The following is a 25178-nucleotide window of genomic DNA, read 5'->3' on the forward strand; positions in this document are numbered from 1 at the left end:
CGCCTGTTACCAACCAGAGGTTATTATTTTTATGTATCAGGTCGTTGCGTCTGATTTAGACGGTACACTTTTATCCCCTGACCACACCCTGTCGCCTTTTGCGAAAGAGACACTGAAACTGCTGACGGCTCGCGGCATTAACTTTGTGTTCGCGACCGGGCGTCACCATGTCGACGTGGCCCAAATCCGCGATAACCTTGAAATCAAGGCCTACATGATTACCTCCAACGGTGCGCGGGTGCATGATACTGACGGCAATCTGGTGTTCAGCCACAACCTGGATCGCGATATCGCCGCCGATCTGTTTGGCGTGGTGCACACCAACCCGGATATCGTGACCAACGTTTATCGTAACGATGACTGGTTTATGAACCGCCATCGCCCGGATGAGATGAAGTATTTTCGCGAGGCGGTCTTTAAATACACCCTGTTTGAACCGGGCGTGCTGGAGCCGGAGGGCATCAGCAAAGTGTTCTTCACCTGCGATGACCACAAAAAATTGCTGCCGCTGGAGCAGGCGATTAATGCGCGTTGGGGCGATCGGGTTAACGTCAGTTTCTCGACGCTGACCTGCCTGGAAGTGATGGCGGGCGGCGTATCCAAAGGCCATGCGCTGGAGGCGGTAGCTAAAGCCATGGGCTACTCCCTGAAAGAGTGCATCGCCTTCGGTGACGGGATGAACGATGCCGAAATGCTGTCGATGGCGGGTAAAGGCTGCATTATGGCTAACGCGCACCAGCGCCTGAAAGATCTGCTGCCGACGCTGGAAGTGATCGGCACCAACGGCGAAAATGCGGTGCCGCACTATCTGCGCCGTTTATTCCTTAACGAAGCCTAAGCGCCACAGATGACGAGTGGTTTACATTTAACCACTCGTCAACTAAATACCCAAGCTCACGTCGTTCACTCTCGCTACAATGCGGTTTTATCCTGAAACGGGTATTCCCGGGGAAAGCATTGTGCCGCTACTCATTATCACCACTATTCTGTGGGCCTTTTCCTTTAGCCTGATTGGCGAATACCTTGCCGGGCATGTCGACAGCTATTTTTCCGTGCTGATGCGCGTTGGGCTGGCGGCGCTGGTGTTTTTGCCGTTCCTGCGGTTTAAGGGACTGAAACCGAAAGTCATCGCCCTGTATATGCTGGTGGGCGCGCTCCAGTTGGGTGTGATGTACCTGTTCAGCTTCCGGGCTTATCTCTATCTGACGGTTTCCGAGTTCCTGCTGTTTACCGTCCTGACGCCACTGTATATCACGCTGATTTATGACCTGCTCAGCCGCCGCCCGCTGCGCTGGGGCTATGCGTTCAGCGCGCTGCTGGCTGTGATTGGCGCGGCGATTATTCGTTACGATCAACTCAGCGAGCACTTCTGGTTCGGGCTGCTGCTGGTACAACTGGCGAATATCAGCTTCGCCATCGGCATGGTGGGCTACAAGCGGCTGATGGAAGTGCATCCGATGCCACAGCACAACGCCTTCTCGTGGTTTTATCTCGGGGCGTTGGTGGTCGCGGGCGTGGCCTGGCTGGCGTTAGGCAATCCGAATAAACTGCCAGAAACCACGTTGCAATGGAGCGTACTGGTCTGGCTGGGCGTTGTGGCGTCCGGGCTGGGCTATTTTATGTGGAACTATGGGGCCACGCAGGTGGATGCCGGCACATTGGGCATCATGAATAACGTCCATGTCCCCGCGGGGCTGCTGGTTAACCTCGCCATCTGGCAAGAGCAACCCCACTGGCCGAGCTTTATTATCGGTGGGTCGGTAATAATGGCTTCGCTGTGGGTGCATCGACACTGGGTCGCGCCGCGCTCTTCACAAACGGCAGATGATCGCAGGCGTGGTTCCGCGCAGAGCGAATAAACGCATCGATAACCGGCTGGCGCTGCTCGCCATCGCGCACCGCCGCGTACAGTCGGCTCCACAATCCCTCGCCCAGGGTTTTGGTCACCACCAGACCCTGGCGTTCAACATTCTCCACCACCCAGTGCGGCAATGCGGCAATGCCCATTCGCGCCGATACCATCTGAATTAACAACAGGGTGTTATCGACGCTTTTCAGTGATGGGCTGACACCAGCGGGTTCCAGAAAATGACGCCACACGTCCAGACGCTGACGCTGCACCGGATAAATCAACAGCGTCTCCCCGGAAAAATCTTCCGGCGTGATGCGCGGTTTGCTGGCCAGCGGATGATCGGTCGCCAGCACCAGACGCACTTCAAAATCAAACATTGGCGAATAGTGCAGTCCGCTGCGCGGCAGGATATCGGATGTCAGCACCACATCCAGTTCGCTCTGCTGAAGCGCAGGTTGCGGGTCGAACGTTACGCCTGATTTGAAATCCATTTCTACCTGCGGCCACTGTTTGCGGAAATTCTCCAGCGCCGGGGCCAGCCACTGAATACAGCTATGGCACTCAATCGCAATCCGCAACTGGGATTGCTGCGGTTCATTGCACTCCTGTAGCGCCCGGCTGATTTGCGGCAGCACCTGCGTCGCCAGTTGCAGCAGGATCTCCCCCTGCGGGGTAAAGCGCAGCGGCTGGCTTTTACGAACGAATAGCTTAAACCCGAGACGCTGCTCCAGATCGCTGAACTGATGAGAGAGAGCAGACTGCGTCTGATGCAGTGTGGCGGCCGCCGCGGCGAGCGAACCACAACTCTGCAGGGCCAGCAGGGTCTTAAGGTGTTTAATTTCGATCATGAAAGTCCTTCATTTTGCCATGAGGAATTTGCGCTTGAGGAATATACAGTAACCGCGAATTATAGCGGTGTAAACATCTGGACGGCTAAATCCATCGTATTTCGAATTTATGGTTCGTTGGCTGCGCTCGCTCACCCCGGCCGCTTACTTCAATAAGCTTCCGGGGATTCACGAACTTGCCGCCTTCCCTAAATCCGAAATACTTCGGATTGAAATCAAATTTAAAGAGGCAAAACAATGACAATTTACAATCACACCCTCGGTTTCCCTCGCGTTGGCCTGCGTCGCGAATTGAAAAAAGCGCAAGAAAGTTACTGGGCGGGTAACAGCACCCGTGAAGAATTACTGGCGGTGGGCCGCGAACTGCGCGCCCGCCACTGGGAGCAGCAAAAAGCGGCAGGTGTGGATTTGTTACCGGTGGGCGACTTCGCCTGGTACGATCACGTTCTCACCACCAGCCTGCTGCTGGGCAACGTGCCGGCGCGCCACCAGAATAAAGACGGCTCCGTGGATATTGATACTCTGTTCCGCATTGGCCGTGGCCGCGCGCCGACCGGTGAACCGGCAGCGGCAGCGGAAATGACCAAGTGGTTTAACACCAACTATCACTACATGGTGCCCGAGTTCGTTAAAGGCCAGCAGTTCAAACTGACCTGGACTCAACTGCTGGATGAAGTGGACGAAGCGCTGGCGCTGGGCCATCACATTAAACCGGTACTGCTGGGGCCGATAACTTACCTGTGGCTGGGCAAAGTGAAGGGCGAGCAGTTTGATCGCCTGTCGCTGCTCAAGGACATCCTGCCGGTTTATCAGCAGGTGCTGGCAGAGCTGGCGAAGCGCGGCATCGAGTGGGTACAGATTGACGAACCGGCGCTGGTGCTGGAACTGCCTCAGGCATGGCTGGACGCCTACAAACCGGCTTACGATGCGCTCCAGGGCAACAGCAAACTGCTGCTGACCACCTACTTTGAAGGTGTCACGCCGAATCTGGATACCATCACCGCACTGCCGGTGCAGGGCCTGCATGTCGACCTGGTACACGGCAAAGACGACGTAGCAGAGCTGCATCAGCGTTTGCCGTCCGAGTGGCTGCTGTCTGCGGGGCTGATCAACGGTCGTAACGTCTGGCGTGCCGATCTCACAGAAAAATACGCGCAAATTAAAGATATCGTCGGCAAACGTGCCGTGTGGGTGGCTTCGTCCTGCTCCCTGTTGCACAGCCCAATCGATCTCAACGTAGAAACCCGTCTGGATGCGGAAGTAAAAAGCTGGTTCGCCTTCGCCCTGCAAAAATGTGCAGAGCTGGCGCTGCTACGTGATGCGCTGAAAACCGGCGACACGACCAAAATTGCCGAGTGGAGCGCCCCGATTCAGGCGCGTCGCAATTCGGCCCGGGTACACAACCCGGCGGTAGGCGAGCGTCTGGCGGCGATTACCGCCCAGCACAGCCAGCGCGCCAGCGCTTATCCGGTACGTGCTGAAGCGCAGCGTGCGCGTTTCAATCTTCCGGCATGGCCGACCACCACGATCGGTTCGTTCCCGCAGACCACCGAAATCCGCGGCCTGCGGCTGGACTTCAAAAAAGGCAATCTGGATGCCAACAACTATCGCACCGGCATTGCCGAACACATCAGGCAGGCGATTGTTGAGCAGGAGCGCCTTGGGCTGGACGTACTGGTTCACGGAGAAGCGGAACGTAACGACATGGTGGAATACTTCGGCGAGCATCTGGACGGCTTTGTCTTTACTCAAAACGGTTGGGTGCAGAGCTACGGTTCACGCTGCGTGAAGCCGCCGGTAGTGATTGGCGATATCAGCCGTCCTGAGCCGATCACCGTGGAGTGGGCGAAGTACGCGCAGTCCCTGACCGACAAGCCGGTTAAAGGCATGTTGACCGGCCCGGTAACCATTCTCTGCTGGTCGTTCCCGCGCGAAGACGTCAGCCGCGAAACCATCGCGAAGCAGATTGCGCTGGCGCTGCGTGATGAAGTGGCCGATCTGGAAGCCGCCGGGATTGGCATTATCCAGATTGACGAACCGGCACTGCGCGAAGGGCTGCCGCTGCGTCGCGCCGACTGGCAGGCCTATCTGGAATGGGGCGTGGAAGCGTTCCGCCTGAACGCCGCCGTGGTGCGTGACGATACCCAGATCCATACCCACATGTGCTACTGCGAGTTCAACGACATCATGGACTCCATTGCAGCGCTGGATGCGGACGTGATCACCATCGAAACCTCGCGCTCGGATATGGAACTGCTGGAATCCTTCGAAGAGTTTGAGTACCCGAATGAAATCGGCCCTGGCGTGTATGACATCCACTCGCCGAACGTACCGGATGTGGAATGGATTGAGGCGCTGCTGCAAAAGGCGGCGCAACGCATCCCGGCGCAGCGTTTATGGGTGAACCCGGATTGTGGCCTGAAAACGCGCGGCTGGCCGGAAACCCGTCAGGCGCTGGCGAACATGGTCAAAGCGGCGCAAAACCTGCGCAGCGCGTAATAAAAAACCCTCTCTGAACCAGAGAGGGTTTAGCTTTTGATGCAAACAGGCCGTTACTTTTTATTGCCGTAACGGCTAAACCACTCCAGCATTCTCTGCCAGCCATCCGCGGCGGATTCCGCGTGATAGCTCGGGCGATAGTCGGCGTTAAACGCGTGGCCCGCGTCGGGATAAACCACGATTTCCGCTTTGGCGTTTGCCGCCCGCAGCGCCTGGCGCATGGTTTCCACGCTTTCCAGTGAAATGCCCGTATCCTGAGCGCCATATAAACCCAGCACCGGCGCGTTAAGATCCACGGCCACATCCACCGGATGTTTCGGGGAGTTGAGCGTTTTATCCCCCAGCAATTTTCCATACCACGCCACAGCGGCTTTGAGCTGCGGATTGTGCGCGGCGTATAGCCATGCGATGCGCCCGCCCCAGCAGAAACCGGTCATCATCAGACGATGCGGGTCGCCGCCCTGACGGGAAGCCCAGTTCGCCACGTGATCGAGATCCGCCAGCACCTGAGCGTCGGGTACTTTACTTACCAGGCCGCTGAACAGCGACGGGATATCGTCATAATCCGCCGGATCGCCCTGACGGAAATAGAGTTCCGGCGCGACGGCCAGATAGCCTGCATGGGCCAGACGGCGGCAGATATCGCGGATATGCTCATGAACGCCGAAAATTTCCTGCACCACAATCACCACCGGTAAAGGCTGGTCGGCAGTTTCCGGGCGGGCATACCAAGCCGGCATATTCTCGCCCTGGGTCGCAATAGACGTTTCACCACAGTGGATGCCATCTTCTGCGGTATGTACTACCGTTGAAGCGACAGGTGAAGCGGCGCAAGCAAATCCTGAAGGGTTGTCTGTTGTGTTTTGTTTTGTCATGGCCGGGCTCCGTAACCATTTTTTTAGCGCAAACCTAACTATAGCCTGCGAGCAGAAAATTCGTACACGGAAAACCCGTTCCTGTGATCTCACGGGATGGGCTTTTATTGTGATAAATGTCACTATTTTATGGAAATATGATGCAAGCGAATTTCATACAAGTGAATTGAATCACGAAATTCCCCAGGCAGCTTCTGTAAAGTACCCTTTTGCAGCTTCTGACAAACCGACCCAAAGAGGAGTCATTTATGTCTACGTCTGATGTTTTTCACCTCGGCCTTACTAAAAGCGACCTGCAGGGCGCAACGCTTGCCATCGTACCTGGCGACCCGGAACGAGTGGAAAAGATCGCCGCGCTGATGGATAAGCCGGTTAAGCTGGCATCACACCGCGAATTTACCTCCTGGCGCGCAGAGCTGGACGGTAAGCCGGTTATCATCTGCTCTACCGGCATCGGCGGCCCATCGACTTCCATCGCCGTTGAAGAGCTGGCGCAACTGGGCATCCGCACCTTCCTGCGCGTGGGCACCACCGGCGCGATCCAGCCGCATATCAATGTTGGCGATGTGCTGGTGACCACCGCATCCGTTCGCCTCGATGGCGCAAGCCTGCATTTCGCGCCGATGGAATACCCGGCGGTCGCGGATTTCGCCTGCACCACCGCGCTGGTGGAAGCCGCGAAAGCCGTGGGCGCCACCACCCACATCGGCGTCACCGCCTCTTCCGACACCTTCTACCCGGGCCAGGAGCGTTATGACACCTTCTCTGGCCGTGTGGTTAGCCGCTACAAAGGCTCGATGGAAGAGTGGCAGCAGATGGGCGTGATGAACTATGAAATGGAGTCCGCCACGCTGCTGACCATGTGTTCAAGCCAGGGCCTGCGTGCGGGGATGGTTGCCGGGGTTATCGTGAACCGTACCCAGCAGGAAATCCCGAACGCGCAAACCATGAAGCAGACCGAAAGCCACGCGGTGAAAATCGTGGTCGAGGCCGCGCGTCGCCTGATCTAAACCCACCCGCCAGCCCTGCTTTACGGTAGGGCTGGCAGGTTTCCCCCCGGTTTTATCTTCATTACCCCGCGCTGTTTTTAATCTTTTGCACGATGCTTCGCAGTAAATGCCTTTAAAACTGGACATTTATCCAGCACAATTCCATTTTGCTCTGGTAGGGTTAATGCGGGAGGCATTATGGAGTTCTCTCTATTACTGATGGCGGCGGTGGCGCTGGCGGGCATATTGCTCGGCTGGCTGGGGGCAAGCCTGCGGGCATCGCAGCGTCAGGCGGATCTGCTGGCGGAACAGCGCGATGTATTCAGCAAGTTAAGCGCGGCGAAACAGGCGTACGAGCACTGGCGCGAAGAGTGCGAATTGCTGAACGGCGAACTGCGCACCCTGAGAGATATCAAAAGCTCGCTGGAAGCCGATCTGCGTGAAGTCACCACATTGCTGGAAACCACGCGTCAGCATAACGACGACAAACTGCGTCAGATGATGAACAGCGAGCAGCGTCTTAGCGAACAGTTCGAAAACCTCGCCAACCGCATTTTTGACCGCAGCCATCGCCAGGTGGAAGAGCAAAACCGCCAGAGCCTGAACGGGCTATTAACGCCGCTGCGCGAACAGCTCGACGGCTTCCGCCGCCAGGTGCAGGACAGCTTCGGGCAGGAGGCGCGTGAACGGCACACGCTGACCCATGAAATCCGCAATTTACAACAGCTCAATGCCCAAATGGCTCAGGAGGCGATTAACCTGACCCGGGCGCTGAAAGGCGATAATAAAATCCAGGGCAACTGGGGCGAAGTGGTGTTGACGCGGGTGCTGGAGGCGTCGGGTTTACGCGAAGGGTATGAGTATCAGACCCAGGTCAATATCCAGCTAGACGATCGCAGCCGCATGCAGCCGGATGTGATTGTGCGTCTCCCCCAGGATAAAGACGTGGTGGTGGACGCAAAAATGACGCTGGTGGCCTACGAGCGTTACTTTAACGCCGAAGATGAATACCAGCGTGAGCTGGCGCTCAATGAGCACATCGCGGCCATTCGTAGCCATATCCGGCTACTCAGCCGTAAAGATTACCAACAGCTTCCCGGTCTGCGGTCGCTGGATTATGTCTTGATGTTTATCCCCGTCGAGCCGGCCTTTTTACTGGCTATCGACCGGCAACCGGAGCTGATCGGCGAAGCGCTGAAAAGCAACATTATGCTGGTCAGCCCAACTACCTTGCTGGTGGCGTTACGCACCATCGCCAATCTGTGGCGATATGAGCATCAAAACCAGAACGCCCAGCAAATCGCCGAACGCGCCGCAAAGCTGTACGACAAAATGCGCCTGTTTGTTGAAGATATGTCCGCAGTCGGGATAGGGCTGGATAAAGCGCAAGAAAACTATCGCCAGGCGATGAAGAAGCTCAGTTCCGGGCGCGGTAACCTGCTGGCGCAGGCTGATGGGTTTCGTACTCTGGGGGTGGAAGTGAAGCGCGAGATTAATCCTGAAATGGTGGAACAGGCGCGTCTGGATGATGAAGAGTTTCGGCTGCGCAGCATTGACGATGAGCCAGCAAATTCTTCAAAAAACAACGTGCCAGGGTCTATTCCACCTGTTCAGCGTACCGGTAACGATTGTTAAAACAGGCTTGAAACATAGGGCAATCGGGACCAATCTGTTACACTTCACGAACATTTTTTATCAATAGCAGGCTCCGAAATGGTTGATGATTCACAGGACACAACGCACTTTGGCTTTCAGACCGTAGCGAAAGCGCAAAAGGCGGATATGGTGGCGCAGGTTTTCCATTCTGTTGCAGCGAAATATGACGTTATGAATGACCTGATGTCGTTCGGGATTCATCGTTTATGGAAGCGCTTTACTATTGATTGCAGCGGTGTGCGCCGTGGACAAAGAGTGTTGGATCTGGCGGGTGGCACTGGCGATTTGACGGCGAAATTCTCCCGTCTGGTGGGTGAAACCGGCACGGTCGTGCTGGCGGACATTAACGACTCAATGCTGAAAATGGGCCGTGAAAAACTGCGCAATATCGGCGTGGTGGGCAACGTTGAATACGTTCAGGCCAATGCGGAAGCGCTGCCGTTCCCGGACAACACGTTTGATTGCATCACCATCTCGTTTGGCCTGCGCAACGTGACCGACAAAGACAAAGCGCTGCGCTCGATGTATCGCGTGCTGAAGCCCGGTGGTCGTCTGCTGGTGCTGGAATTCTCTAAACCGGTTATCGACCCGTTAAGCAAAGCCTATGACGCCTACTCCTTCCACGTGTTGCCGCGTATTGGCGAACTGGTGGCCCAGGATGCGGAAAGCTATCGCTATCTGGCGGAATCGATCCGTATGCATCCCAACCAGGACACGCTGAAAGCGATGATGGCAGATGCCGGTTTCGATAACGTCGAATATTTCAATATGACCGCGGGTATCGTCGCGCTTCATCGTGGTTATAAGTTTTAAGGGAGGCCGCGGATGCCAATAACACCATTAATTACCGCCGGTATTGAAGGAGCGTTAAACGCTTTTTTATACCAGGACCGGGCGCTTAAATCTGCACGTCAGCGGTTGCAGGGAAAGGTGTTGCGTATTGCCCTCCGCGAGTTCACTACCCCGCTGGTATTCATCTTCAGCGAACAGCAGGTTGACGTGCTGGGGCAATGGGAAGGTGAGACCGACTGTGCGGTGACAACGCGCCTTTCGGTGTTGCCTGAACTGCGCAATCGCCAACAACTGACCGCGCTGATCCGCCGTGGCGACCTGGAAGTCGAAGGCGACATTCAGGTGGTGCAAAATCTGGTTTCCCTGATGGATCTGGCGGAATTCGATCCTGCGGAACTGCTTGCACCCTACATTGGCGATATCGCCGCCGAAGGGTTGGGGAAAATCTTTCGCACCGGCGCGCGCATTGTGAAAAAAGGCGTTGAGCGTAATCAACGCTATCTGGCTGAAGCGGTGACGGAAGAGTGGCGTATGGCCCCCGGCCCGTTGGAAGTCGCCTGGTTTGCTGAAGAAACTGATGCCCTTGCGCGATCGCTCGACGCGCTGATTGGTCGTTTAGAAACGCTGGAGGCCAAATGACGCCAGGTGAAATGCGGCGCCTTTACTTCATCATTCGTACTTTTTTAAGCTATGGGCTGGACGAGCTCATACCGAGAATCCGCATCACGTTGCCGCTGCGTTTATGGCGGCGCACCCTGTTCTGGATGCCCAACCGCCACGGCGATAAAGAATTAGGCCAGCGTCTGCGGCTGGCGCTTCAGGAACTCGGCCCGGTGTGGATCAAGTTTGGTCAGATGCTCTCTACCCGCCGTGACCTGTTCCCCCCTCAGATCGCCGATCAGCTTGCCATGTTACAGGATCGCGTCGCGCCATTTGATGGCGTGCTGGCGAAACGCCAAATCGAAAAGTCGATGGGTGATATCCCGGTGGAGACCTGGTTCGATGATTTCGATATCAACCCTCTGGCCTCGGCATCTATCGCGCAGGTGCATACGGCGAAACTGAAAGAGAACGGCAAAGAAGTCGTGATCAAGGTTATCCGCCCCGATATCCTGCCGATTATCCGCGCCGATATGAAGTTGATCTACCGTCTGGCGCGCTGGGTGCCGCGCTTATTGCCGGATGGCCGCCGTCTACGCCCGGTGGAAGTGGTGCGGGAATATGAAAAAACGCTGATTGATGAGCTAAACCTGCTGCGCGAAGCGGCAAACGCTATTCAGTTGCGGCGCAATTTTGAAAACAGCCCGATGCTGTATGTTCCTGAGGTTTACTCCGATTATTGCAGCGAAAATATGCTGGTGATGGAGCGCATCTACGGTATCCCGGTCTCGGATGTGGAAACCCTTGAGCGCAACGGCACCAATATGCAACTGCTGGCGGAGCGCGGCGTGCAGGTGTTCTTTACCCAGGTGTTTCGCGACAGTTTCTTCCATGCCGATATGCACCCGGGCAATATTTTCGTCAGTTATGAGCACCCGGAAAACCCCAAATACATTGGCATTGACTGCGGTATCGTCGGGTCGCTGAACAAAGAAGATAAGCGCTATCTGGCGGAGAACTTCATTGCCTTCTTTAACCGCGACTACCGCAAGGTTGCCGAACTGCATGTTGATTCTGGCTGGGTACCGCCGGATACCAACGTTGAAGAGTTTGAGTTCGCCATCCGTACCGTGTGTGAGCCCATCTTTGAGAAGCCGCTGGCGGAAATCTCCTTCGGCCATGTGTTGTTGAATTTGTTCAATACCGCGCGTCGCTTCAACATGGAAGTGCAGCCGCAGTTGGTACTGCTGCAAAAAACCTTGCTGTATGTGGAGGGCGTGGGCCGCCAACTTTATCCACAGCTGGATTTGTGGAAAACGGCGAAACCGTTTCTGGAATCCTGGATCAAAGATCAGGTTGGTTTTCCGGCGCTGGTGCGTGCTTTTAAAGAGAAAGCGCCGTTCTGGATCGAAAAAATGCCAGAAATACCTGAACTGGTGTACGACAGTTTGCGCCAGGGCAAACAATTGCAACAAAGCGTTGATAAAATCGCCCGCGAGTTACACGAACAGCGCGTGCGGCAAGGCCAGTCACGCTATCTGTTTGGGATTGGTGCCACGCTGTTGTTAAGCGGAACGTTAATGCTGGTGACTCGCCCGGAATGGGACTTAATCCCGGCATGGGTTATGGCGGGCGGTATTGTTGTCTGGCTGATTGGCTGGCGTCGTACTGGCTCGATTTAAAACATTATGGAATGACTGCGTTGAAATGATCGGCATTCAGGCTGAAGAAAACGGGCGACATTTTCACAACTTACACAAAAAACTCTGTGACCGTTGTGGATATGTTTACCAACACTGATGCAGCCTGGATAATGAGCGGTATATAATGCGGTTTGCAAATTTCATCATCTGTAGCTGAGGGTGTTTATATGGGTGGCATTAGTATTTGGCAGTTATTGATCATTGTCGTTATCGTTGTACTGCTTTTCGGTACCAAAAAGCTCAGTTCTTTGGGTTCCGATCTGGGTGCCTCCATCAAGGGTTTCAAGAAAGCCATGGGCGATGACGAGCCGAAAAACACCTCTACTCAGGATGCTGATTTCACTGCGAAATCCCTTTCTGACAAGCAAAGCGACGTGAAGAAAGACGAAGCGAAGAGCAACGATAAAGAGCAGGTGTAAGCCGTGTTCGATATTGGTTTCGGTGAACTGGTTCTTGTCTTTGTTATCGGCCTCATTGTGTTGGGGCCGCAGCGTTTGCCTGTTGCGGTCAAAACCATTGCCGGGTGGGTGAGGGCGCTGCGTTCTCTTGCCACCACCGTGCAGAATGAGCTGACTCAGGAGTTAAAACTCCAGGAATTCCAGGACAGTCTCAAGAAAGTTGAGAAAGCGAGCCTCAGTAATCTCACCCCAGAACTCAAGGCTTCCATGGATGAATTGCGTGAAGCGGCAGAGTCAATGAAACGCACCTATACGGCTAACGACCCGGAAAAGGCGCATGACGAAGCCCACACTATTCATAACCCGATTGTGAAAGACAACGAAGCGGCGCATGAAGGCGTTACGCCAGCCACGGCGGAAAACCAGGTGAGCGCGTCGGCGCAAAAACCGGCTCCGGCTGCTGAGCAGCCTGTCGATCTGACTAAAGCGTCATCGGCTTCGACGTCTTCTCCGGCAGGCGTCGCACCGTCGTCCTCAAGTGAAAAATCCTGAACATGGCTGTAGAAGATACTCAACCCCTAATCAGTCACCTGATTGAACTGCGTAAGCGTCTGTTGAACTGCGTCGTCGCGATTCTGGCCATCTTCCTGGCGCTGGTTTATTTCGCCAACGATATCTATCAAATGGTCTCCGCGCCGTTGATAAGCCAGATGCCGCAGGGCGCAACCATGATTGCCACCGATGTGGCATCGCCGTTTTTCACGCCGATCAAGCTGACCATGATGGTATCGGTGATCCTGTCCGCCCCGGTGATCCTCTACCAGGTATGGGCATTCATCGCCCCGGCGCTGTACAAGCATGAACGCCGTTTAGTGGTGCCGTTGCTGGTTTCCAGCACGCTGCTGTTCTATATCGGTATGGCGTTTGCCTACTTCGTGGTATTCCCGCTGGCGTTTGGCTTCCTGACCCATACCGCGCCGGTTGGGGTGGTGGTTTCAACCGATATCGCCAGCTACCTTAGCTTTGTTATGGCGCTGTTTATGGCGTTTGGCGTGTCGTTTGAAGTCCCGGTCGCTATCGTGCTGCTGTGCTGGATGGGCGTGACCACGCCGGACGACTTACGTAAAAAGCGGCCGTATGTGTTAGTGGGCGCGTTTGTCGTAGGCATGCTGCTGACGCCGCCGGATGTTTTCTCCCAGACCTTATTGGCTATCCCGATGTATTGCCTGTTTGAAGTGGGCGTATTCTTCGCGCGCTTCTACGTCGGCAAGCGGCGTATGCCGTCTGAAGAAGACGACGAAACGCAAGCCACTAAAGAGTAACCTGAACCGCCCACCGGGCGGTTTTTTACAGGATAAACCGCATGTTTGATATTGGCGTAAACCTCACCAGCGGGCAGTTTGATAAAGATCGGGATGACGTGGTGGCGCGGGCTTTTTCCGCAGGCGTATCAGGCATGTTGATCACCGGCACCAGTTTGAGCGAGAGCCAGCAGGCGCAGCAGCTCGCCAGCCGCTACGACCGCTGCTGGTCCACCGCCGGCGTTCATCCCCATGATGCTAACCACTGGCTGCCGGAGACCGCCGATGCGCTGCGCGAACTGGCAAAGGCGCCGGAAGTGATTGCTATAGGCGAATGCGGTCTGGATTTTAACCGCAACTACTCAACGCCAGACAATCAGGAGCGAGCGTTCACCGCTCAACTGGCGCTGGCGGCAGAGTTATCGCTGCCCGTGTTTATGCACTGCCGGGATGCCCATCAACGGTTTGTCGCGCTGCTGACGCCCTGGCTCGATAAACTGCCTGGTGCGGTATTGCACTGCTTTACCGGTACGCGAGAAGAAGCGCGGGCGTGTCTGGATTTAGGGATTTATTTAGGCATTACCGGTTGGGTATGCGACGAACGTCGCGGGCTTGAGTTGCGCGAGTTGCTGCCGATGATCCCCGCCAATAAACTGTTTTTTGAAACCGATGCCCCGTGGCTGTTGCCGCGCGATCTGCCGCTCAAACCCTCATCGCGCCGTAACGAACCGTGCTACTTGCCGCATATTGTTACTCAGTCGGCGATGTGGCGTGGAGAAGATGCGCAACAACTGATTCAGCAAACTGACGAGAATGTCCGTTCGCTGTTTGGCATTCGTTTCTGATTACTGCTTTTTGAACTCGGTGTTCTGCACGCTTTGTAACACCTGTTGATTAAGCAGATTTAACAGCAGCATGGAGCGCGCCTCGCCGTCAGGCTCGGTAAATATCGCATTTAGCCCCTTAAACGCGCCGTGGGTAATCACAACGGTATCGCCAGGGTATGGCGTGCCCGGATCGGTTATCTCTTCAGACTGGTATTGAACCAACTGGTCGATAACGGTCACCGGTACGGTGGCGGGCTGGGTGCCGAAGCGCACAAAGTGGCTGACGCCGCGCGTGGCGTTAATCGTGGTCGTGTGAATGACTTCCGGGTCGAATTCGACAAACAAGTAGTTAGGAAACAGCGGCTCACTGACTGTTGTGCGTTTTCCACGCACGATTTTTTCCAGCGTGATCATCGGTGTGAGGCAGGTCACCGCCTGACGTTCCAGATGCTCCTGCGCACGCTGAAGCTGACCTCGTTTGCAGTACAGTAGATACCAGGATTGCATAAACACTCTTCTTCGATAACCAGGCGCAAAAGAATATCAAAACTCGTTTTAGATAGCTAAAGCCATTATAACCAATACCTAAGGTGCCCTCGTACCAGTTCACGCTAATTTAACAAAATTACAGCATGGCTGCGACGAACACCGTATAATAAAGCGCTAAACGAAAAGGCATAAAAAACTGCATGAAATATCACGATCTGCGCGATTTCCTTACGCTGCTTGAGCAGCAAGGCGAGTTAAAACGCATCTCGCTGGCTGTTGATCCTTATCTTGAGATGACCGAAATTGCTGACCGCACATTACGTGCCGGTGGGCCGGCATTGCTTTTTGAAAACCCAAAAGGGTATGACATGCCGGTGCTCTGCAACCTGTTCGGCACGCCGAAGCGTGTGGCGATGGGGATGGGGCAAGAAGATGTGACGGCGCTGCGCGAGGTGGGAAAACTGCTCGCTTTTTTAAAAGAGCCTGAGCCGCCGCGCGGATTTCGCGATCTGTTTGATAAATTGCCGCAGTTTAAACAAGTCCTGAATATGCCGACCAAACGGCTGCGCGGCGCGCCTTGCCAGCAAAAAGTGCTGCAAGGTGAGCAGGTAGATTTAACCCGCATTCCGATTATGCAGTGCTGGCCAGAAGATGCCGCGCCGTTAATCACCTGGGGGCTGACCGTCACCCGTGGCCCGCACAAAGAGCGCCAGAACCTGGGTATCTATCGCCAGCAGTTAATCGGTAAAAATAAGCTGATCATGCGCTGGCTTTCCCACCGTGGCGGCGCGTTAGATTTCCAGGAGTGGTGCGCGGCGCATCCCGGCGAACGTTTCCCGGTCTCTGTGGCGTTAGGCGCCGATCCGGCAACCATCCTCGGTGCGGTAACGCCCGTACCGGATACCCTCTCGGAATACGCCTTTGCCGGATTGCTGCGCGGCACCAAAACCGAAGTGGTCAAATGCCTGTCCAACGATCTGGAAGTGCCTGCCAGCGCGGAGATTGTGCTGGAAGGGTATATCGAGCAGGGTGAAATGGCACCGGAAGGGCCGTATGGTGACCACACGGGTTACTACAATGAAGTGGATAACTTTCCGGTATTCACGGTGACGCACATTACCCAGCGCGAAGACGCCATTTATCACTCTACTTACACAGGTCGTCCGCCGGATGAGCCTGCGGTGCTGGGCGTGGCGTTGAACGAAGTCTTCGTGCCGATTTTGCAGAAGCAGTTCCCGGAAATTGTCGATTTTTATCTGCCGCCTGAAGGCTGCTCTTACCGCCTGGCCGTTGTCACTATGAAGAAGCAATACGCCGGGCACGCTAAGCGCGTGATGATGGGCGTGTGGTCATTCCTGCGGCAGTTTATGTATACCAAGTTTGTCATTGTCTGTGATGACGATGTCAATGCGCGTGACTGGAACGATGTAATCTGGGCCATCACCACGCGCATGGATCCGGCGCGTGACACGGTTTTGGTCGAAAACACGCCGATCGATTATCTGGATTTTGCCTCGCCGGTTTCCGGTTTGGGTTCAAAAATGGGACTGGACGCCACCAACAAATGGCCCGGCGAAACCCAGCGTGAATGGGGTCGTCCGATTGAAAAAGATCCGGCAGTCGTCGAGCGTATCGACGCCATTTGGGATCAACTGGCCATTTTTAATGACGGTAAACGCGCCTGACGCGACCGTTGCGGTTTTGCAATATTGACCCGACAGAGGGAACGCATGACAACCTTAAGCTGTAAAGTGACCTCGGTGGACGCGATCACAGAAACCGTGTACCGCGTTCGTTTAGTACCGGACTCACCTTTTTCCTTTCGTGCTGGCCAGTACCTGATGGTCGTGATGGACGAGCGCGATAAGCGCCCGTTCTCAATGGCCTCAACGCCGGACGAACAAGGGTTCATCGAACTGCACATCGGCGCATCGGAGCTTAATCTCTACGCCATGGCGGTGATGGATCGCATTCTTAAAGACCGCGAGATCGTCATTGATATTCCGCATGGCGACGCGTGGCTGCGTGACGAAGACGATCGTCCGCTGATTCTGATCGCCGGCGGCACCGGGTTCTCTTATGTGCGCTCTATTCTGTTTACCGCGCTGGCGCGTAATCCTGCCCGTGAAATCGCCATCTACTGGGGCGGCCGGGAAGAGAAACATCTCTACGATTTAGCCGAGCTGGAAGCGCTGTCGGTGAATCACCCGAATCTCAGCGTGGTGCCGGTGGTGGAACAGCCGGAAGAAGAGTGGCGCGGTCGCAGCGGAACGGTGCTGACGGCAGTCATGCAGGATTTCGGGACCCTGAGCGAGCACGACATCTATATTGCCGGACGCTTTGAGATGGCGAAAATTGCCCGCGACCTGTTCTGCAATGAGCGTGGCGCGCGTGAAGACCGAATGTTTGGCGACGCGTTTTCGTTTATTTGATCGCATAAAAAAAACCGCCCCTGACAGGCGGGAAGAACGGCAACTAAACCCTTTACTTTCTTGCGTTTACCACCGTAGCGGCGTTTTATTTCCTGCCGCTACGGTGTCGCGTAACACTTAAACCCGCTCAAATACCGTCGCGATGCCCTGGCCCAGGCCAATACACATCGTGGCAAGCCCGAACTGCGCGTCTTTGCGCTCCATCAGGTTAATTAGCGTGGTGCTGATGCGCGCCCCGGAGCACCCGAGTGGATGCCCTAACGCGATGGCGCCGCCGTTGAGGTTAATCTTCTCATCGATCTGCTCCATCAAGCCCAGATCCTTAATGCACGGCAGGATCTGCGCGGCAAACGCTTCGTTCATCTCAAACAGATCGATGTCCGCTGCGCTCAGGCCCGCTTTCTTCAGCGCCAGTTTCGAGGCCGGGACCGGGCCGTAACCCATAATTGACGGATCGCAACCCACTACCGCCATGGAGCGGATACGCGCACGCGGCGTCAGGCCCAGTTCTCTGGCACGGCTTTCGCTCATCACCAGCATGGCCGCTGCGCCGTCGGACAGCGCGGAAGAGGTGCCTGCGGTGACGGTTCCGTTAGCCGGGTCGAATGCCGGTTTTAGCGTCGCCAGGCTTTCCACATTAGTTTCCGGGCGGATCACTTCGTCATAGTCATAGCGCTTCAGCACGCCATCGGCGTCATGGCCGTTAACCGGGACGATCTCATTTTTAAAATGGCCGGCCTGGGTCGCCGCCCATGCGCGCTGGTGCGAGCGGGCGGCAAAGCTGTCCTGCATTTCACGGCTGATGCCATGCATGCGCGCCAACATTTCCGCCGTCAGGCCCATCATGCCCGCCGCTTTCGCCACGTTGCGGCTCAGGCCAGGATGAAAGTCCACGCCGTGGTTCATCGGCACGTGGCCCATATGCTCTACGCCGCCGATCAGGCAGGTCTGGGCGTCGCCGGTCATAATCATCCGTGCCGCATCGTGCAGCGCCTGCATGGACGAGCCGCACAGGCGGTTAACCGTTACTGCCGGTACGCGATGCGGGATCTCCGCCAGCAGCGCGGCGTTACGCGCAATATTGAAACCCTGCTCCAGGGTCTGCTGGACGCAGCCCCAGTAAATATCATCAATCGCCGAAGGCTCCAGCGCCGGGTTACGTGACAGCAGGCTGCGCATCAGATGCGCTGACAGATCTTCCGCCCGCACCTGACGAAACGCGCCGCCTTTGGAACGGCCCATCGGGGTGCGGATTGCGTCAACAATTACCACCTTTTCCATATTTCGCTCCTTAAGCCGTTTTCAAATCGCCAACCGGGCGTGCGGGTTCAACCGGGGGATAATACGGTTCGTTAAGACGCGCTTTGGCGCGCAAACCGTCCGGCACCGCATACAACGGACCGAGGTGTTGATATTGCTGAGCCATATCGAGGTATTTGGCGCTGCCCAGAGTATCTAACCAGCGGAACGCGCCGCCGTGGAACGGAGGGAAGCCAAGACCGTAAACCAGCGCCATATCGGCTTCCGCCGGGCTGGCGATAATGCCTTCTTCCAGGCAACGCACCACTTCGTTGACCATCGGGATCATCATGCGGGCGATGATTTCTTCGTCGCTGAACTCGCGCTTCGGCTGGCTGACTTCCGCCAGCAGGCTTTCGACTGCCTCATCCTGCTCTTTACGCGGTTTGCCTTTGCTGTCTTCTTTATAACGCCAGAAGCCAAGACCGTTTTTCTGACCGTAGCGACCGGCGTCGAACAGGGCATCAATCGCATCGCGGTACTCTTTCGCCATCCGCTGCGGGAAGCCCGCCGCCATCACCGCCTGGGCATGGTGCGCGGTATCAATGCCGACCACGTCAAGCAGGTAAGCCGGGCCCATCGGCCAGCCGAACTGTTTTTCCATGACTTTATCGATCTGGCGGAAATCGGCCCCGTCGCGCAGCAGCTGGCTGAAACCGGCAAAATAAGGGAACAGCACGCGGTTAACAAAGAAGCCCGGGCAGTCGTTGACCACTATCGGGGTTTTGCCCATTTTGCTGGCCCACGCCACGACTTTGGCGATGGTCTCGTCAGAGGTTTTTTCGCCGCGGATCACTTCAACCAGCGGCATACGGTGCACCGGGTTAAAGAAGTGCATCCCACAGAAGTTTTCCGGGCGCTTCAGCGCGCTGGCTAATTCAGTAATCGGAATGGTGGAGGTGTTAGACGCCAGCACGGTATCCGGACGAATTTTATCTTCAGTTTCCGCCAGCACCGCTTTTTTGACTTTCGGGTTTTCGACCACCGCTTCGACCACCACATCCACACGCTCGAATCCGGCGTAGTCCAGGGTCGGGTGAATGGTGGAAATCACGCCAGCCAGTTTCAGGCCGTCGATTTTGCCGCGCTCCAGTTGCTTATTCAGCAGCTTGCCCGCTTCGGTCATCCCCAGGGTTAACGATTTGTCGTTGATATCCTTCATGATCACCGGCACGCCTTTCCACGCGGACTGGTAAGCGATACCGCCACCCATAATCCCCGCGCCCAGCACCGCAGCCTGTTTTGGCGTCTCTACCGATTTGGCCTGCTGCTTCGCCAGGCCTTTTACATACTGATCGTTCAGGAAAATGCCCACTAACGCGCGCGCCTGTGGCGTATGCGCCAGTGGAACAAAGCTCTGGTTTTCTAACTTCAGCGCTTCATCACGGCCCAGCGTCGCAGCGGCTTCGATGGTTTTCACTGCAGTAATAGGGGCCGGATAGTGTTTGCCTGCGGTTTGCATCACCATGCCTTTGGCGATGGTAAAGCTCATGGTGGCTTCGATTTTGCTTAAGTGCAGCGGCTCCAGCTTCGGCGCACGCTTCGCTTTCCAGTCCAGATCGCCGTTAATGGCCTGACGCAATACGCTTAACGCGCCCTCGACCAGTTTCTCCGGTTTAACCACGGCGTCGACCAGACCGACGCTCAACGCTTGCTGCGCACTCACGTCTTTACCGGCGGCAATAATTTCCAGCGCGCTGTCCGCGCCCAGCAGACGCGGCAGACGCACTGAGCCGCCAAACCCCGGCATAATCCCCAGTTTGGTTTCCGGCAGGCCGATGCGCAGATCCGGCGTGGCGATACGATAGTCAGTGGCTAACACGCATTCGCAGCCGCCGCCCAGCGCATAGCCGTTGATGGCGGATAGCGTCGGTACTGGCAAATCTTCCAGACGATTAAAGACGCTGTTGGCGAAGTGCAGCCACTGGCTGAGTTGCTCCTGAGGAACCAGGAACAACGAGAGAAATTCAGTAATATCCGCGCCGACAATAAATGCCGCTTTTTCTGAGCGCAGCAGCAGGCCTTTAAGTTCGCTTTGTTTTTCTAATACTTCCAGCGCGTGGCCGAGGCTTGCAACCGTCGCGGTATCGAGTTTGTTTACTGAGCCGGGGGCATCGAATACCAGTTCGGCGATGCCATCTTCCAGCCAGTTAACGTACAGGGTGTCGCCTTTGTAGAGCATGTCAGTCTCCTGAATCCAGCATGGGGATCTGGTCGTACCAGATGACTCGGAGTGTGGAATTGATGTTAATGAAATGCAAATGAGACTTTAAATATTTGCAAAGGGGATCACGGATGGTCGAAATCGCTGCGGTGCTGAATCGGTGTGCTAAGATGCGAGAATTTATTGTTGAATAAGAAGAAGGGTAGATTATGGATTCGCTGGCAACACTTTATAAAAACCACCTGGCGACGCTACAGGAACGCACGCGGGATGTGCTCTCTCGTTTTCAACTTGATGCGTTGCTGATCCATTCCGGTGAGCTGTTTAACGTCTTTCTTGACGACCATCCGTATCCGTTCAAAGTGAATCCGCAGTTCAAGGCGTGGGTGCCGGTTACCCAGGTGCCAAACTGCTGGTTGCTGGTGGATGGCGTGAATAAGCCGAAGCTGTGGTTCTATCTGCCGGTAGACTATTGGCATAACGTCGAGCCGCTACCCACCTCGTTCTGGACCGAGGAAATCGATATTATCGCGCTGCCGAAAGCCGACGGTATTGCCAGCCAGCTGCCTGCAGGGCGCGGCAATATGGCGTATATCGGGCCAGTGTCTGAGCGCGCGTTGCAGCTGGAAATTCCGGCCGCCAATATCAACCCGAAAGGCGTCATCGACTACCTGCACTACTACCGCTCTTATAAAACGGACTATGAGCTGGCCTGCATGCGCGAAGCGCAGAAAACGGCGGTAAACGGGCATCAGGCGGCGCACGAAGCATTCCTGTCCGGGATGAGCGAATTCGATATCAACCAGGCGTATCTCACCGCTACGGGTCATCGTGATACCGATGTGCCTTACAGCAATATCGTGGCGCTGAACGAACACGCCGCCGTGCTGCACTACACCAAACTCGATCACCGCGCGCCTTCAGAAATGCGCAGCTTCCTGCTGGACGCCGGGGCGGAATACAACGGCTATGCCGCAGACTTGACCCGCACCTGGGCGGCGAATAGCGATAACGACTATGCGCAGCTGATTAAAGACGTTAATGAAGAACAGCTGGCGCTGATCGCCACCATGAAAGCGGGTGTGCGTTATACCGAATATCATTTGCAGTTCCACCAACGTATCGCCAAATTGCTGAAGCGCCATCAGATAGTCACCGATATCAGCGAAGACGCGATGGTGGAAGCCGATATCACCGGGCCGTTTATGCCGCACGGGATTGGGCATCCGCTGGGCTTGCAGGTGCATGATGTGGCGGGCTTTATGCAGGACTACCGTGGCACTCATCTTCCTGCCCCGGAAAAATACCCGTACCTGCGCTGCACCCGTGTGCTGGAGCCGGGCATGGTGCTGACCATCGAGCCGGGTATTTACTTTATTGAATCGCTGCTGGCTCCGTGGCGCGAAGGGCAATATGCGAAACACTTCAACTGGCAGAAAATCGACGCGCTGAAGCCGTTTGGCGGGATCCGCATTGAAGATAACGTTGTGATCCATGAAAACAGCATTGAGAACATGACGCGGGACCTGAAACTCGCCTGATGGAAAGCTGGCTTATCCCGGCTCAGCCGGTCACCCTGACGGAAGAGATCAAAAAGAGCCGCTTTATTACCCGCCTGGCGCATACGCCAGGCGTGGAGGCAGCAAAAGCGTTTGTGGCGCAGATGCGCGCGGAGTACCCCGATGCGCGGCACCACTGCTTTGCCTGGGTGGCGGGCGCACCGGATGATTCGCAGCAGTTAGGGTTTTCGGATGACGGCGAGCCCGCGGGTACGGCGGGTAAGCCAATGCTGGCCCAGCTAATGGGCAGCGGGGTAGGAGAAATCACCGCCGTGGTGATTCGTTATTACGGCGGCGTAAAGCTCGGCACCGGCGGGCTGGTAAAAGCTTACGGCGGTGGTGTGCAACAGGCGCTGACCCAGCTCTCCACGCTGCGCAAAGTGCCGCTGACTGAATATACTTTGCAGTGTGATTATGCGCAGTTGGCAGGTGTTGAGGCGTTGGTTAAACAGCATGACGGCCTGATAGTGCACAACGATTTTCAGGCCAGCGTGCAGTTACGTATTGCGCTACCGCATCTGCAACTGCCGGAATTTACAGCAAAGCTGACGGATTTTAGTCGCGGCGCATTGCATTTGTTACCGATTGAATAATAATCCACACCTCTTTTTTGACTTCTAAGGAAGTGGCTAATGCAACTTCGCGCGATTACCCGAATCGTAGGGCTACTGGTGATTCTGTTTTCAGGGACCATGATCCTGCCGGGGTTGGTGGCGTTGATCTACCGCGACGGCGCCGGGCGCGCATTTACTCAAACCTTCTTTGTCGCGCTGGTGATTGGTTCCATGCTGTGGTGGCCGAACCGCCGCGAGAAAAAAGAGCTCAAATCCCGGGAAGGTTTTTTAATTGTGGTGCTGTTCTGGACGGTGCTGGGCAGCGTCGGGGCACTGCCGTTTATCTTTTCTGAGCAACCTAATCTTACGGTCACCGACGCCTTCTTTGAATCCTTCTCCGGCCTGACCACCACCGGGGCGACCACGCTGGTGGGGCTGGATTCGCTGCCGCATGCCATCCTGTTTTATCGTCAGATGCTGCAATGGTTCGGCGGTATGGGGATCATCGTGCTGGCCGTGGCGATACTGCCGATACTCGGCGTCGGGGGGATGCAGTTGTATCGCGCGGAAATGCCTGGCCCGCTGAAAGATAACAAAATGCGCCCGCGTATTGCCGAAACGGCAAAAACGCTGTGGCTGATCTATGTCTTACTGACCGTGGCCTGTGCGCTGGCGCTGTGGTTTGCCGGGATGCCCGCGTTTGACGCTATCGGCCATAGCTTTGCGACCATTGCCATTGGCGGGTTCTCTACCCATGACGCCAGCATCGGCTATTTCGACAGCCCGACGATTAACACCATCATCGCCATCTTCTTATTAATCTCCGGCTGTAACTACGGCCTGCACTTTTCCTTGCTGAGCGGGCGCAACCTGAAAGTGTACTGGCGTGACCCGGAGTTCCGGATGTTTATTGGCGTGCAGTTTACCCTGGTGGTGATCTGTACGCTGGTACTGTGGTTCCATGACATCTACAGTTCGGCGGTGACGACGCTTAACCAGGCGTTTTTCCAGGTAGTGTCGATGGCGACCACCGCAGGCTTTACCACTGACAGTATCGCTAAATGGCCGCTGTTTTTGCCGGTCCTGCTGCTGTGCTCCGCGTTTATCGGCGGCTGTGCCGGGTCGACGGGCGGCGGGCTTAAAGTCATCCGTATTCTTCTGTTATTTAAGCAGGGCAACCGTGAGTTGAAGAGGCTGGTTCACCCTAATGCTGTATATAGCATCAAGCTCGGCAACCGTGCGCTGCCCGAACGTATCCTTGAAGCGGTATGGGGCTTCTTCTCAGCTTATGCGCTGGTGTTCATTGTCAGCATGCTGGCGATTATCGCCACCGGCGTGGACGACTTCTCCGCCTTTGCCTCTGTGGTCGCGACCCTAAACAACCTGGGGCCTGGCCTTGGCGTGGTGGCGGATAACTTTGCCAATATGAACCCGGTGGCTAAATGGATTTTGATCGCCAATATGTTGTTCGGGCGTCTTGAGGTCTTTACCCTTCTGGTGCTCTTTACCCCAACATTCTGGCGCGAATAACAGGAGCGTATCGTGAAAACCTTAATATTGTTCTCTTCGCGTGATGGACAGACCCGTGAGATCGCCGCTTTTATTAGCTCGGAGTTAAAAGAGCAGGGAATTGAAAGCGACCTGGTGAATTTGCATCGTACCGAGGAAATCCACTGGGATACTTATTCAGCGGTGGTGATTGGCGCCTCTATCCGCTACGGCCATTTTCATTCATCCCTCAACGCCTTCGTGAAAAAGCATTTCCAGACGCTGAACGGGATGCCGAGCGCATTCTTCTCCGTGAACCTGGTAGCGCGTAAAGCCGAGAAACGCACGCCGCAAACCAATAACTACACGCGCAAGTTTCTGATGCAATCCCCCTGGCGGCCCGATATTAGCGCGGTGTTTGCTGGCGCGCTGCGTTACCCGCGCTACGGATGGCTCGACAAAATGATGATCCGTCTGATTATGAAGATGACGGGCGGGGAAACCGATACGTCTAAAGAAGTGGTCTATACCGACTGGCAGCAAGTCACCAGTTTTGCGGGTGATATCGCGCGTTTATCGACCGAAAGGGGCGTTAAATAGACGTATCGCCTGGAAATTGAGCGAACAAAAACTTTTTTGAATTTAACGCTTGTCAGATTCTGATTACTCCCTATAATGCGCCACCACTGACACGGAACAACGGCAAATAAGCCGGCCGGTCAGCGAAGTCCCTCCGGGGAGTTCGGCGGAGAAAAGCGAAATTAACGCTTGACTCTGAAGCGGGAAGTCGTAATATACGCACCCCGCGCCGCTGAGAAAAAGCGAAGCGGCACTGCTCTTTAACAATTTATCA

At 55.6% G+C, this 25178-nt stretch carries 24 protein-coding genes; 18 read left to right on the forward strand and 6 right to left on the reverse strand.

The genetic code is table 11. From position 1 onward, the window contains the following. Positions 1 to 31 precede the first annotated feature (31 nt). Both yigL and FHW74_RS21605 read left to right on the forward strand, forming a co-directional pair. Positions 32 to 838: a sugar/pyridoxal phosphate phosphatase YigL gene (gene yigL, locus FHW74_RS21600; RefSeq protein WP_183172356.1), complete on the forward strand. Its 807-nt coding sequence runs from the start codon at positions 32 to 34 to the stop codon at positions 836 to 838. A gap of 121 nt (positions 839 to 959) precedes the next feature. After that, the gene (locus FHW74_RS21605; RefSeq protein ID WP_183172357.1) at positions 960 to 1859 is read left to right on the forward strand and encodes a carboxylate/amino acid/amine transporter; all 900 of its coding nucleotides are present in this window, start codon (positions 960 to 962) and stop codon (positions 1857 to 1859) included. Here the strand turns inward: FHW74_RS21605 and metR are convergent. Then, positions 1747 to 2700, reverse strand: a complete 954-nt coding sequence (gene metR / locus FHW74_RS21610) for an HTH-type transcriptional regulator MetR (protein WP_183172358.1) — start codon at positions 2698 to 2700, stop codon at positions 1747 to 1749. The two genes, FHW74_RS21605 and metR, sit on opposite strands and share 113 nt — an antisense overlap. A 237-nt stretch (positions 2701 to 2937) precedes the next feature. Here metR and metE point away from each other — a divergent pair, with 237 nt between their 5' ends. Next, positions 2938 to 5199 (forward strand): 5-methyltetrahydropteroyltriglutamate--homocysteine S-methyltransferase, encoded by a 2262-nt coding sequence (gene metE, locus FHW74_RS21615; RefSeq protein ID WP_183172359.1) that lies wholly within the window; start codon positions 2938 to 2940, stop codon positions 5197 to 5199. Positions 5200 to 5252: 53 nt separating this feature from the next. Here the strand turns inward: metE and FHW74_RS21620 are convergent, their stop codons facing one another. Next, positions 5253 to 6074, reverse strand: a complete 822-nt coding sequence (locus tag FHW74_RS21620) for a dienelactone hydrolase family protein (protein ID WP_183172360.1) — start codon at positions 6072 to 6074, stop codon at positions 5253 to 5255. Between the two features lie 248 nt (positions 6075 to 6322). On the opposite strand from FHW74_RS21620, the gene udp reads away from it, so the two are divergent. From udp to tatD, 9 genes are all read left to right on the forward strand, one after another. Then, positions 6323 to 7084: a uridine phosphorylase gene (gene udp / locus FHW74_RS21625; protein WP_183172361.1), complete on the forward strand. Its 762-nt coding sequence runs from the start codon at positions 6323 to 6325 to the stop codon at positions 7082 to 7084. A 177-nt stretch (positions 7085 to 7261) separates the two neighbouring features. Next, the gene (gene rmuC, locus FHW74_RS21630; protein WP_183172362.1) at positions 7262 to 8698 is read left to right on the forward strand and encodes a DNA recombination protein RmuC; all 1437 of its coding nucleotides are present in this window, start codon (positions 7262 to 7264) and stop codon (positions 8696 to 8698) included. Positions 8699 to 8776: 78 nt separating this feature from the next. Continuing rightward, positions 8777 to 9532, forward strand: coding sequence for a bifunctional demethylmenaquinone methyltransferase/2-methoxy-6-polyprenyl-1,4-benzoquinol methylase UbiE (gene ubiE / locus FHW74_RS21635; protein ID WP_183172363.1), 756 nt, complete (start codon positions 8777 to 8779; stop codon positions 9530 to 9532). Between the two features lie 12 nt (positions 9533 to 9544). After that, positions 9545 to 10150 (forward strand): SCP2 domain-containing protein, encoded by a 606-nt coding sequence (locus FHW74_RS21640; RefSeq protein ID WP_183172364.1) that lies wholly within the window; start codon positions 9545 to 9547, stop codon positions 10148 to 10150. Further along, entirely contained in the window at positions 10147 to 11793 is a 1647-nt protein-coding gene (gene ubiB, locus FHW74_RS21645; RefSeq protein WP_183172365.1) for a ubiquinone biosynthesis regulatory protein kinase UbiB, read from the forward strand. Before FHW74_RS21640 ends, ubiB begins: the two co-directional genes overlap by 4 nt. 188 nt (positions 11794 to 11981) lie before the next feature. Then, positions 11982 to 12233: a Sec-independent protein translocase subunit TatA gene (gene tatA / locus FHW74_RS21650; protein ID WP_125295483.1), complete on the forward strand. Its 252-nt coding sequence runs from the start codon at positions 11982 to 11984 to the stop codon at positions 12231 to 12233. Positions 12234 to 12236: 3 nt separating this feature from the next. After that, the gene (gene tatB, locus FHW74_RS21655; protein WP_183172366.1) at positions 12237 to 12764 is read left to right on the forward strand and encodes a Sec-independent protein translocase protein TatB; all 528 of its coding nucleotides are present in this window, start codon (positions 12237 to 12239) and stop codon (positions 12762 to 12764) included. A 2-nt stretch (positions 12765 to 12766) separates the two neighbouring features. Beyond that, positions 12767 to 13534 (forward strand): Sec-independent protein translocase subunit TatC, encoded by a 768-nt coding sequence (gene tatC / locus FHW74_RS21660; protein WP_183172367.1) that lies wholly within the window; start codon positions 12767 to 12769, stop codon positions 13532 to 13534. Between the two features lie 41 nt (positions 13535 to 13575). Then, positions 13576 to 14358 carry a 3'-5' ssDNA/RNA exonuclease TatD gene (tatD, locus tag FHW74_RS21665; RefSeq protein ID WP_183172368.1) on the forward strand — a complete coding sequence of 261 codons (783 nt, stop codon included), beginning with the start codon at positions 13576 to 13578 and terminating at the stop codon, positions 14356 to 14358. Here the strand turns inward: tatD and rfaH are convergent, their stop codons facing one another. Then, the gene (gene rfaH / locus FHW74_RS21670) at positions 14359 to 14847 is read right to left on the reverse strand and encodes a transcription/translation regulatory transformer protein RfaH (RefSeq protein WP_183172369.1); all 489 of its coding nucleotides are present in this window, start codon (positions 14845 to 14847) and stop codon (positions 14359 to 14361) included. Between the two features lie 182 nt (positions 14848 to 15029). Here rfaH and ubiD point away from each other — a divergent pair, with 182 nt between their 5' ends. Next, positions 15030 to 16514, forward strand: coding sequence for a 4-hydroxy-3-polyprenylbenzoate decarboxylase (ubiD, locus tag FHW74_RS21675; protein ID WP_221192547.1), 1485 nt, complete (start codon positions 15030 to 15032; stop codon positions 16512 to 16514). A 45-nt stretch (positions 16515 to 16559) separates the two neighbouring features. Beyond that, positions 16560 to 17261 (forward strand): NAD(P)H-flavin reductase, encoded by a 702-nt coding sequence (gene fre, locus FHW74_RS21680; RefSeq protein WP_183172370.1) that lies wholly within the window; start codon positions 16560 to 16562, stop codon positions 17259 to 17261. Positions 17262 to 17378: 117 nt separating this feature from the next. Here fre and fadA read toward each other — a convergent pair whose 3' ends face one another. Then, positions 17379 to 18542 (reverse strand): acetyl-CoA C-acyltransferase FadA, encoded by a 1164-nt coding sequence (gene fadA, locus FHW74_RS21685; RefSeq protein WP_151603097.1) that lies wholly within the window; start codon positions 18540 to 18542, stop codon positions 17379 to 17381. A gap of 10 nt (positions 18543 to 18552) precedes the next feature. Then, positions 18553 to 20742 (reverse strand): fatty acid oxidation complex subunit alpha FadB, encoded by a 2190-nt coding sequence (fadB, locus tag FHW74_RS21690; protein WP_183172371.1) that lies wholly within the window; start codon positions 20740 to 20742, stop codon positions 18553 to 18555. A gap of 191 nt (positions 20743 to 20933) precedes the next feature. Between fadB and pepQ the strand changes: the two genes are divergently transcribed. From pepQ to hemG, 4 genes are read left to right on the forward strand one after another with little or no spacing between them, the layout of a single operon-like run. Beyond that, a complete protein-coding gene (pepQ, locus tag FHW74_RS21695; RefSeq protein WP_183172372.1) occupies positions 20934 to 22265 on the forward strand; it encodes a Xaa-Pro dipeptidase in 1332 nt (443 codons plus the stop codon). Then, positions 22265 to 22876 carry an IMPACT family protein gene (locus FHW74_RS21700; RefSeq protein WP_183172373.1) on the forward strand — a complete coding sequence of 204 codons (612 nt, stop codon included), beginning with the start codon at positions 22265 to 22267 and terminating at the stop codon, positions 22874 to 22876. The genes pepQ and FHW74_RS21700 overlap by 1 nt, the downstream gene beginning before the upstream one ends. 39 nt (positions 22877 to 22915) lie before the next feature. After that, positions 22916 to 24367 (forward strand): Trk system potassium transporter TrkH, encoded by a 1452-nt coding sequence (trkH, locus tag FHW74_RS21705; protein ID WP_183172374.1) that lies wholly within the window; start codon positions 22916 to 22918, stop codon positions 24365 to 24367. Positions 24368 to 24379: 12 nt separating this feature from the next. Beyond that, the gene (gene hemG / locus FHW74_RS21710) at positions 24380 to 24925 is read left to right on the forward strand and encodes a menaquinone-dependent protoporphyrinogen IX dehydrogenase (protein WP_183172375.1); all 546 of its coding nucleotides are present in this window, start codon (positions 24380 to 24382) and stop codon (positions 24923 to 24925) included. A gap of 63 nt (positions 24926 to 24988) precedes the next feature. On the opposite strand, the gene FHW74_RS22780 is transcribed toward hemG, so the two are convergent. Further along, on the reverse strand, positions 24989 to 25178 hold a 190-nt coding region (locus FHW74_RS22780; RefSeq protein WP_221192549.1), incomplete at its 5' end, for a hypothetical protein.

It is taken from the genome of Atlantibacter sp. RC6 (genome assembly GCF_014193285.1).
In the GTDB taxonomy this organism is placed as follows: Bacteria; Pseudomonadota; Gammaproteobacteria; order Enterobacterales; family Enterobacteriaceae; genus Atlantibacter.

Coding starts and splice junctions, on each gene's coding strand:
- yigL (WP_183172356.1), top strand. CDS start 32: ATGTATCAGGTCGTTGCGTCTGATTTAGACGGTACACTTTTATCCCCT.
- metR (WP_183172358.1), bottom strand. CDS start 2,700: ATGATCGAAATTAAACACCTTAAGACCCTGCTGGCCCTGCAGAGTTGT.
- metE (WP_183172359.1), top strand. CDS start 2,938: ATGACAATTTACAATCACACCCTCGGTTTCCCTCGCGTTGGCCTGCGT.
- FHW74_RS21620 (WP_183172360.1), bottom strand. CDS start 6,074: ATGACAAAACAAAACACAACAGACAACCCTTCAGGATTTGCTTGCGCC.
- udp (WP_183172361.1), top strand. CDS start 6,323: ATGTCTACGTCTGATGTTTTTCACCTCGGCCTTACTAAAAGCGACCTG.
- rmuC (WP_183172362.1), top strand. CDS start 7,262: ATGGAGTTCTCTCTATTACTGATGGCGGCGGTGGCGCTGGCGGGCATA.
- ubiE (WP_183172363.1), top strand. CDS start 8,777: ATGGTTGATGATTCACAGGACACAACGCACTTTGGCTTTCAGACCGTA.
- FHW74_RS21640 (WP_183172364.1), top strand. CDS start 9,545: ATGCCAATAACACCATTAATTACCGCCGGTATTGAAGGAGCGTTAAAC.
- ubiB (WP_183172365.1), top strand. CDS start 10,147: ATGACGCCAGGTGAAATGCGGCGCCTTTACTTCATCATTCGTACTTTT.
- tatA (WP_125295483.1), top strand. CDS start 11,982: ATGGGTGGCATTAGTATTTGGCAGTTATTGATCATTGTCGTTATCGTT.
- tatC (WP_183172367.1), top strand. CDS start 12,767: ATGGCTGTAGAAGATACTCAACCCCTAATCAGTCACCTGATTGAACTG.
- tatD (WP_183172368.1), top strand. CDS start 13,576: ATGTTTGATATTGGCGTAAACCTCACCAGCGGGCAGTTTGATAAAGAT.
- rfaH (WP_183172369.1), bottom strand. CDS start 14,847: ATGCAATCCTGGTATCTACTGTACTGCAAACGAGGTCAGCTTCAGCGT.
- ubiD (WP_221192547.1), top strand. CDS start 15,030: ATGAAATATCACGATCTGCGCGATTTCCTTACGCTGCTTGAGCAGCAA.
- fre (WP_183172370.1), top strand. CDS start 16,560: ATGACAACCTTAAGCTGTAAAGTGACCTCGGTGGACGCGATCACAGAA.
- fadA (WP_151603097.1), bottom strand. CDS start 18,542: ATGGAAAAGGTGGTAATTGTTGACGCAATCCGCACCCCGATGGGCCGT.
- fadB (WP_183172371.1), bottom strand. CDS start 20,742: ATGCTCTACAAAGGCGACACCCTGTACGTTAACTGGCTGGAAGATGGC.
- pepQ (WP_183172372.1), top strand. CDS start 20,934: ATGGATTCGCTGGCAACACTTTATAAAAACCACCTGGCGACGCTACAG.
- FHW74_RS21700 (WP_183172373.1), top strand. CDS start 22,265: ATGGAAAGCTGGCTTATCCCGGCTCAGCCGGTCACCCTGACGGAAGAG.
- trkH (WP_183172374.1), top strand. CDS start 22,916: ATGCAACTTCGCGCGATTACCCGAATCGTAGGGCTACTGGTGATTCTG.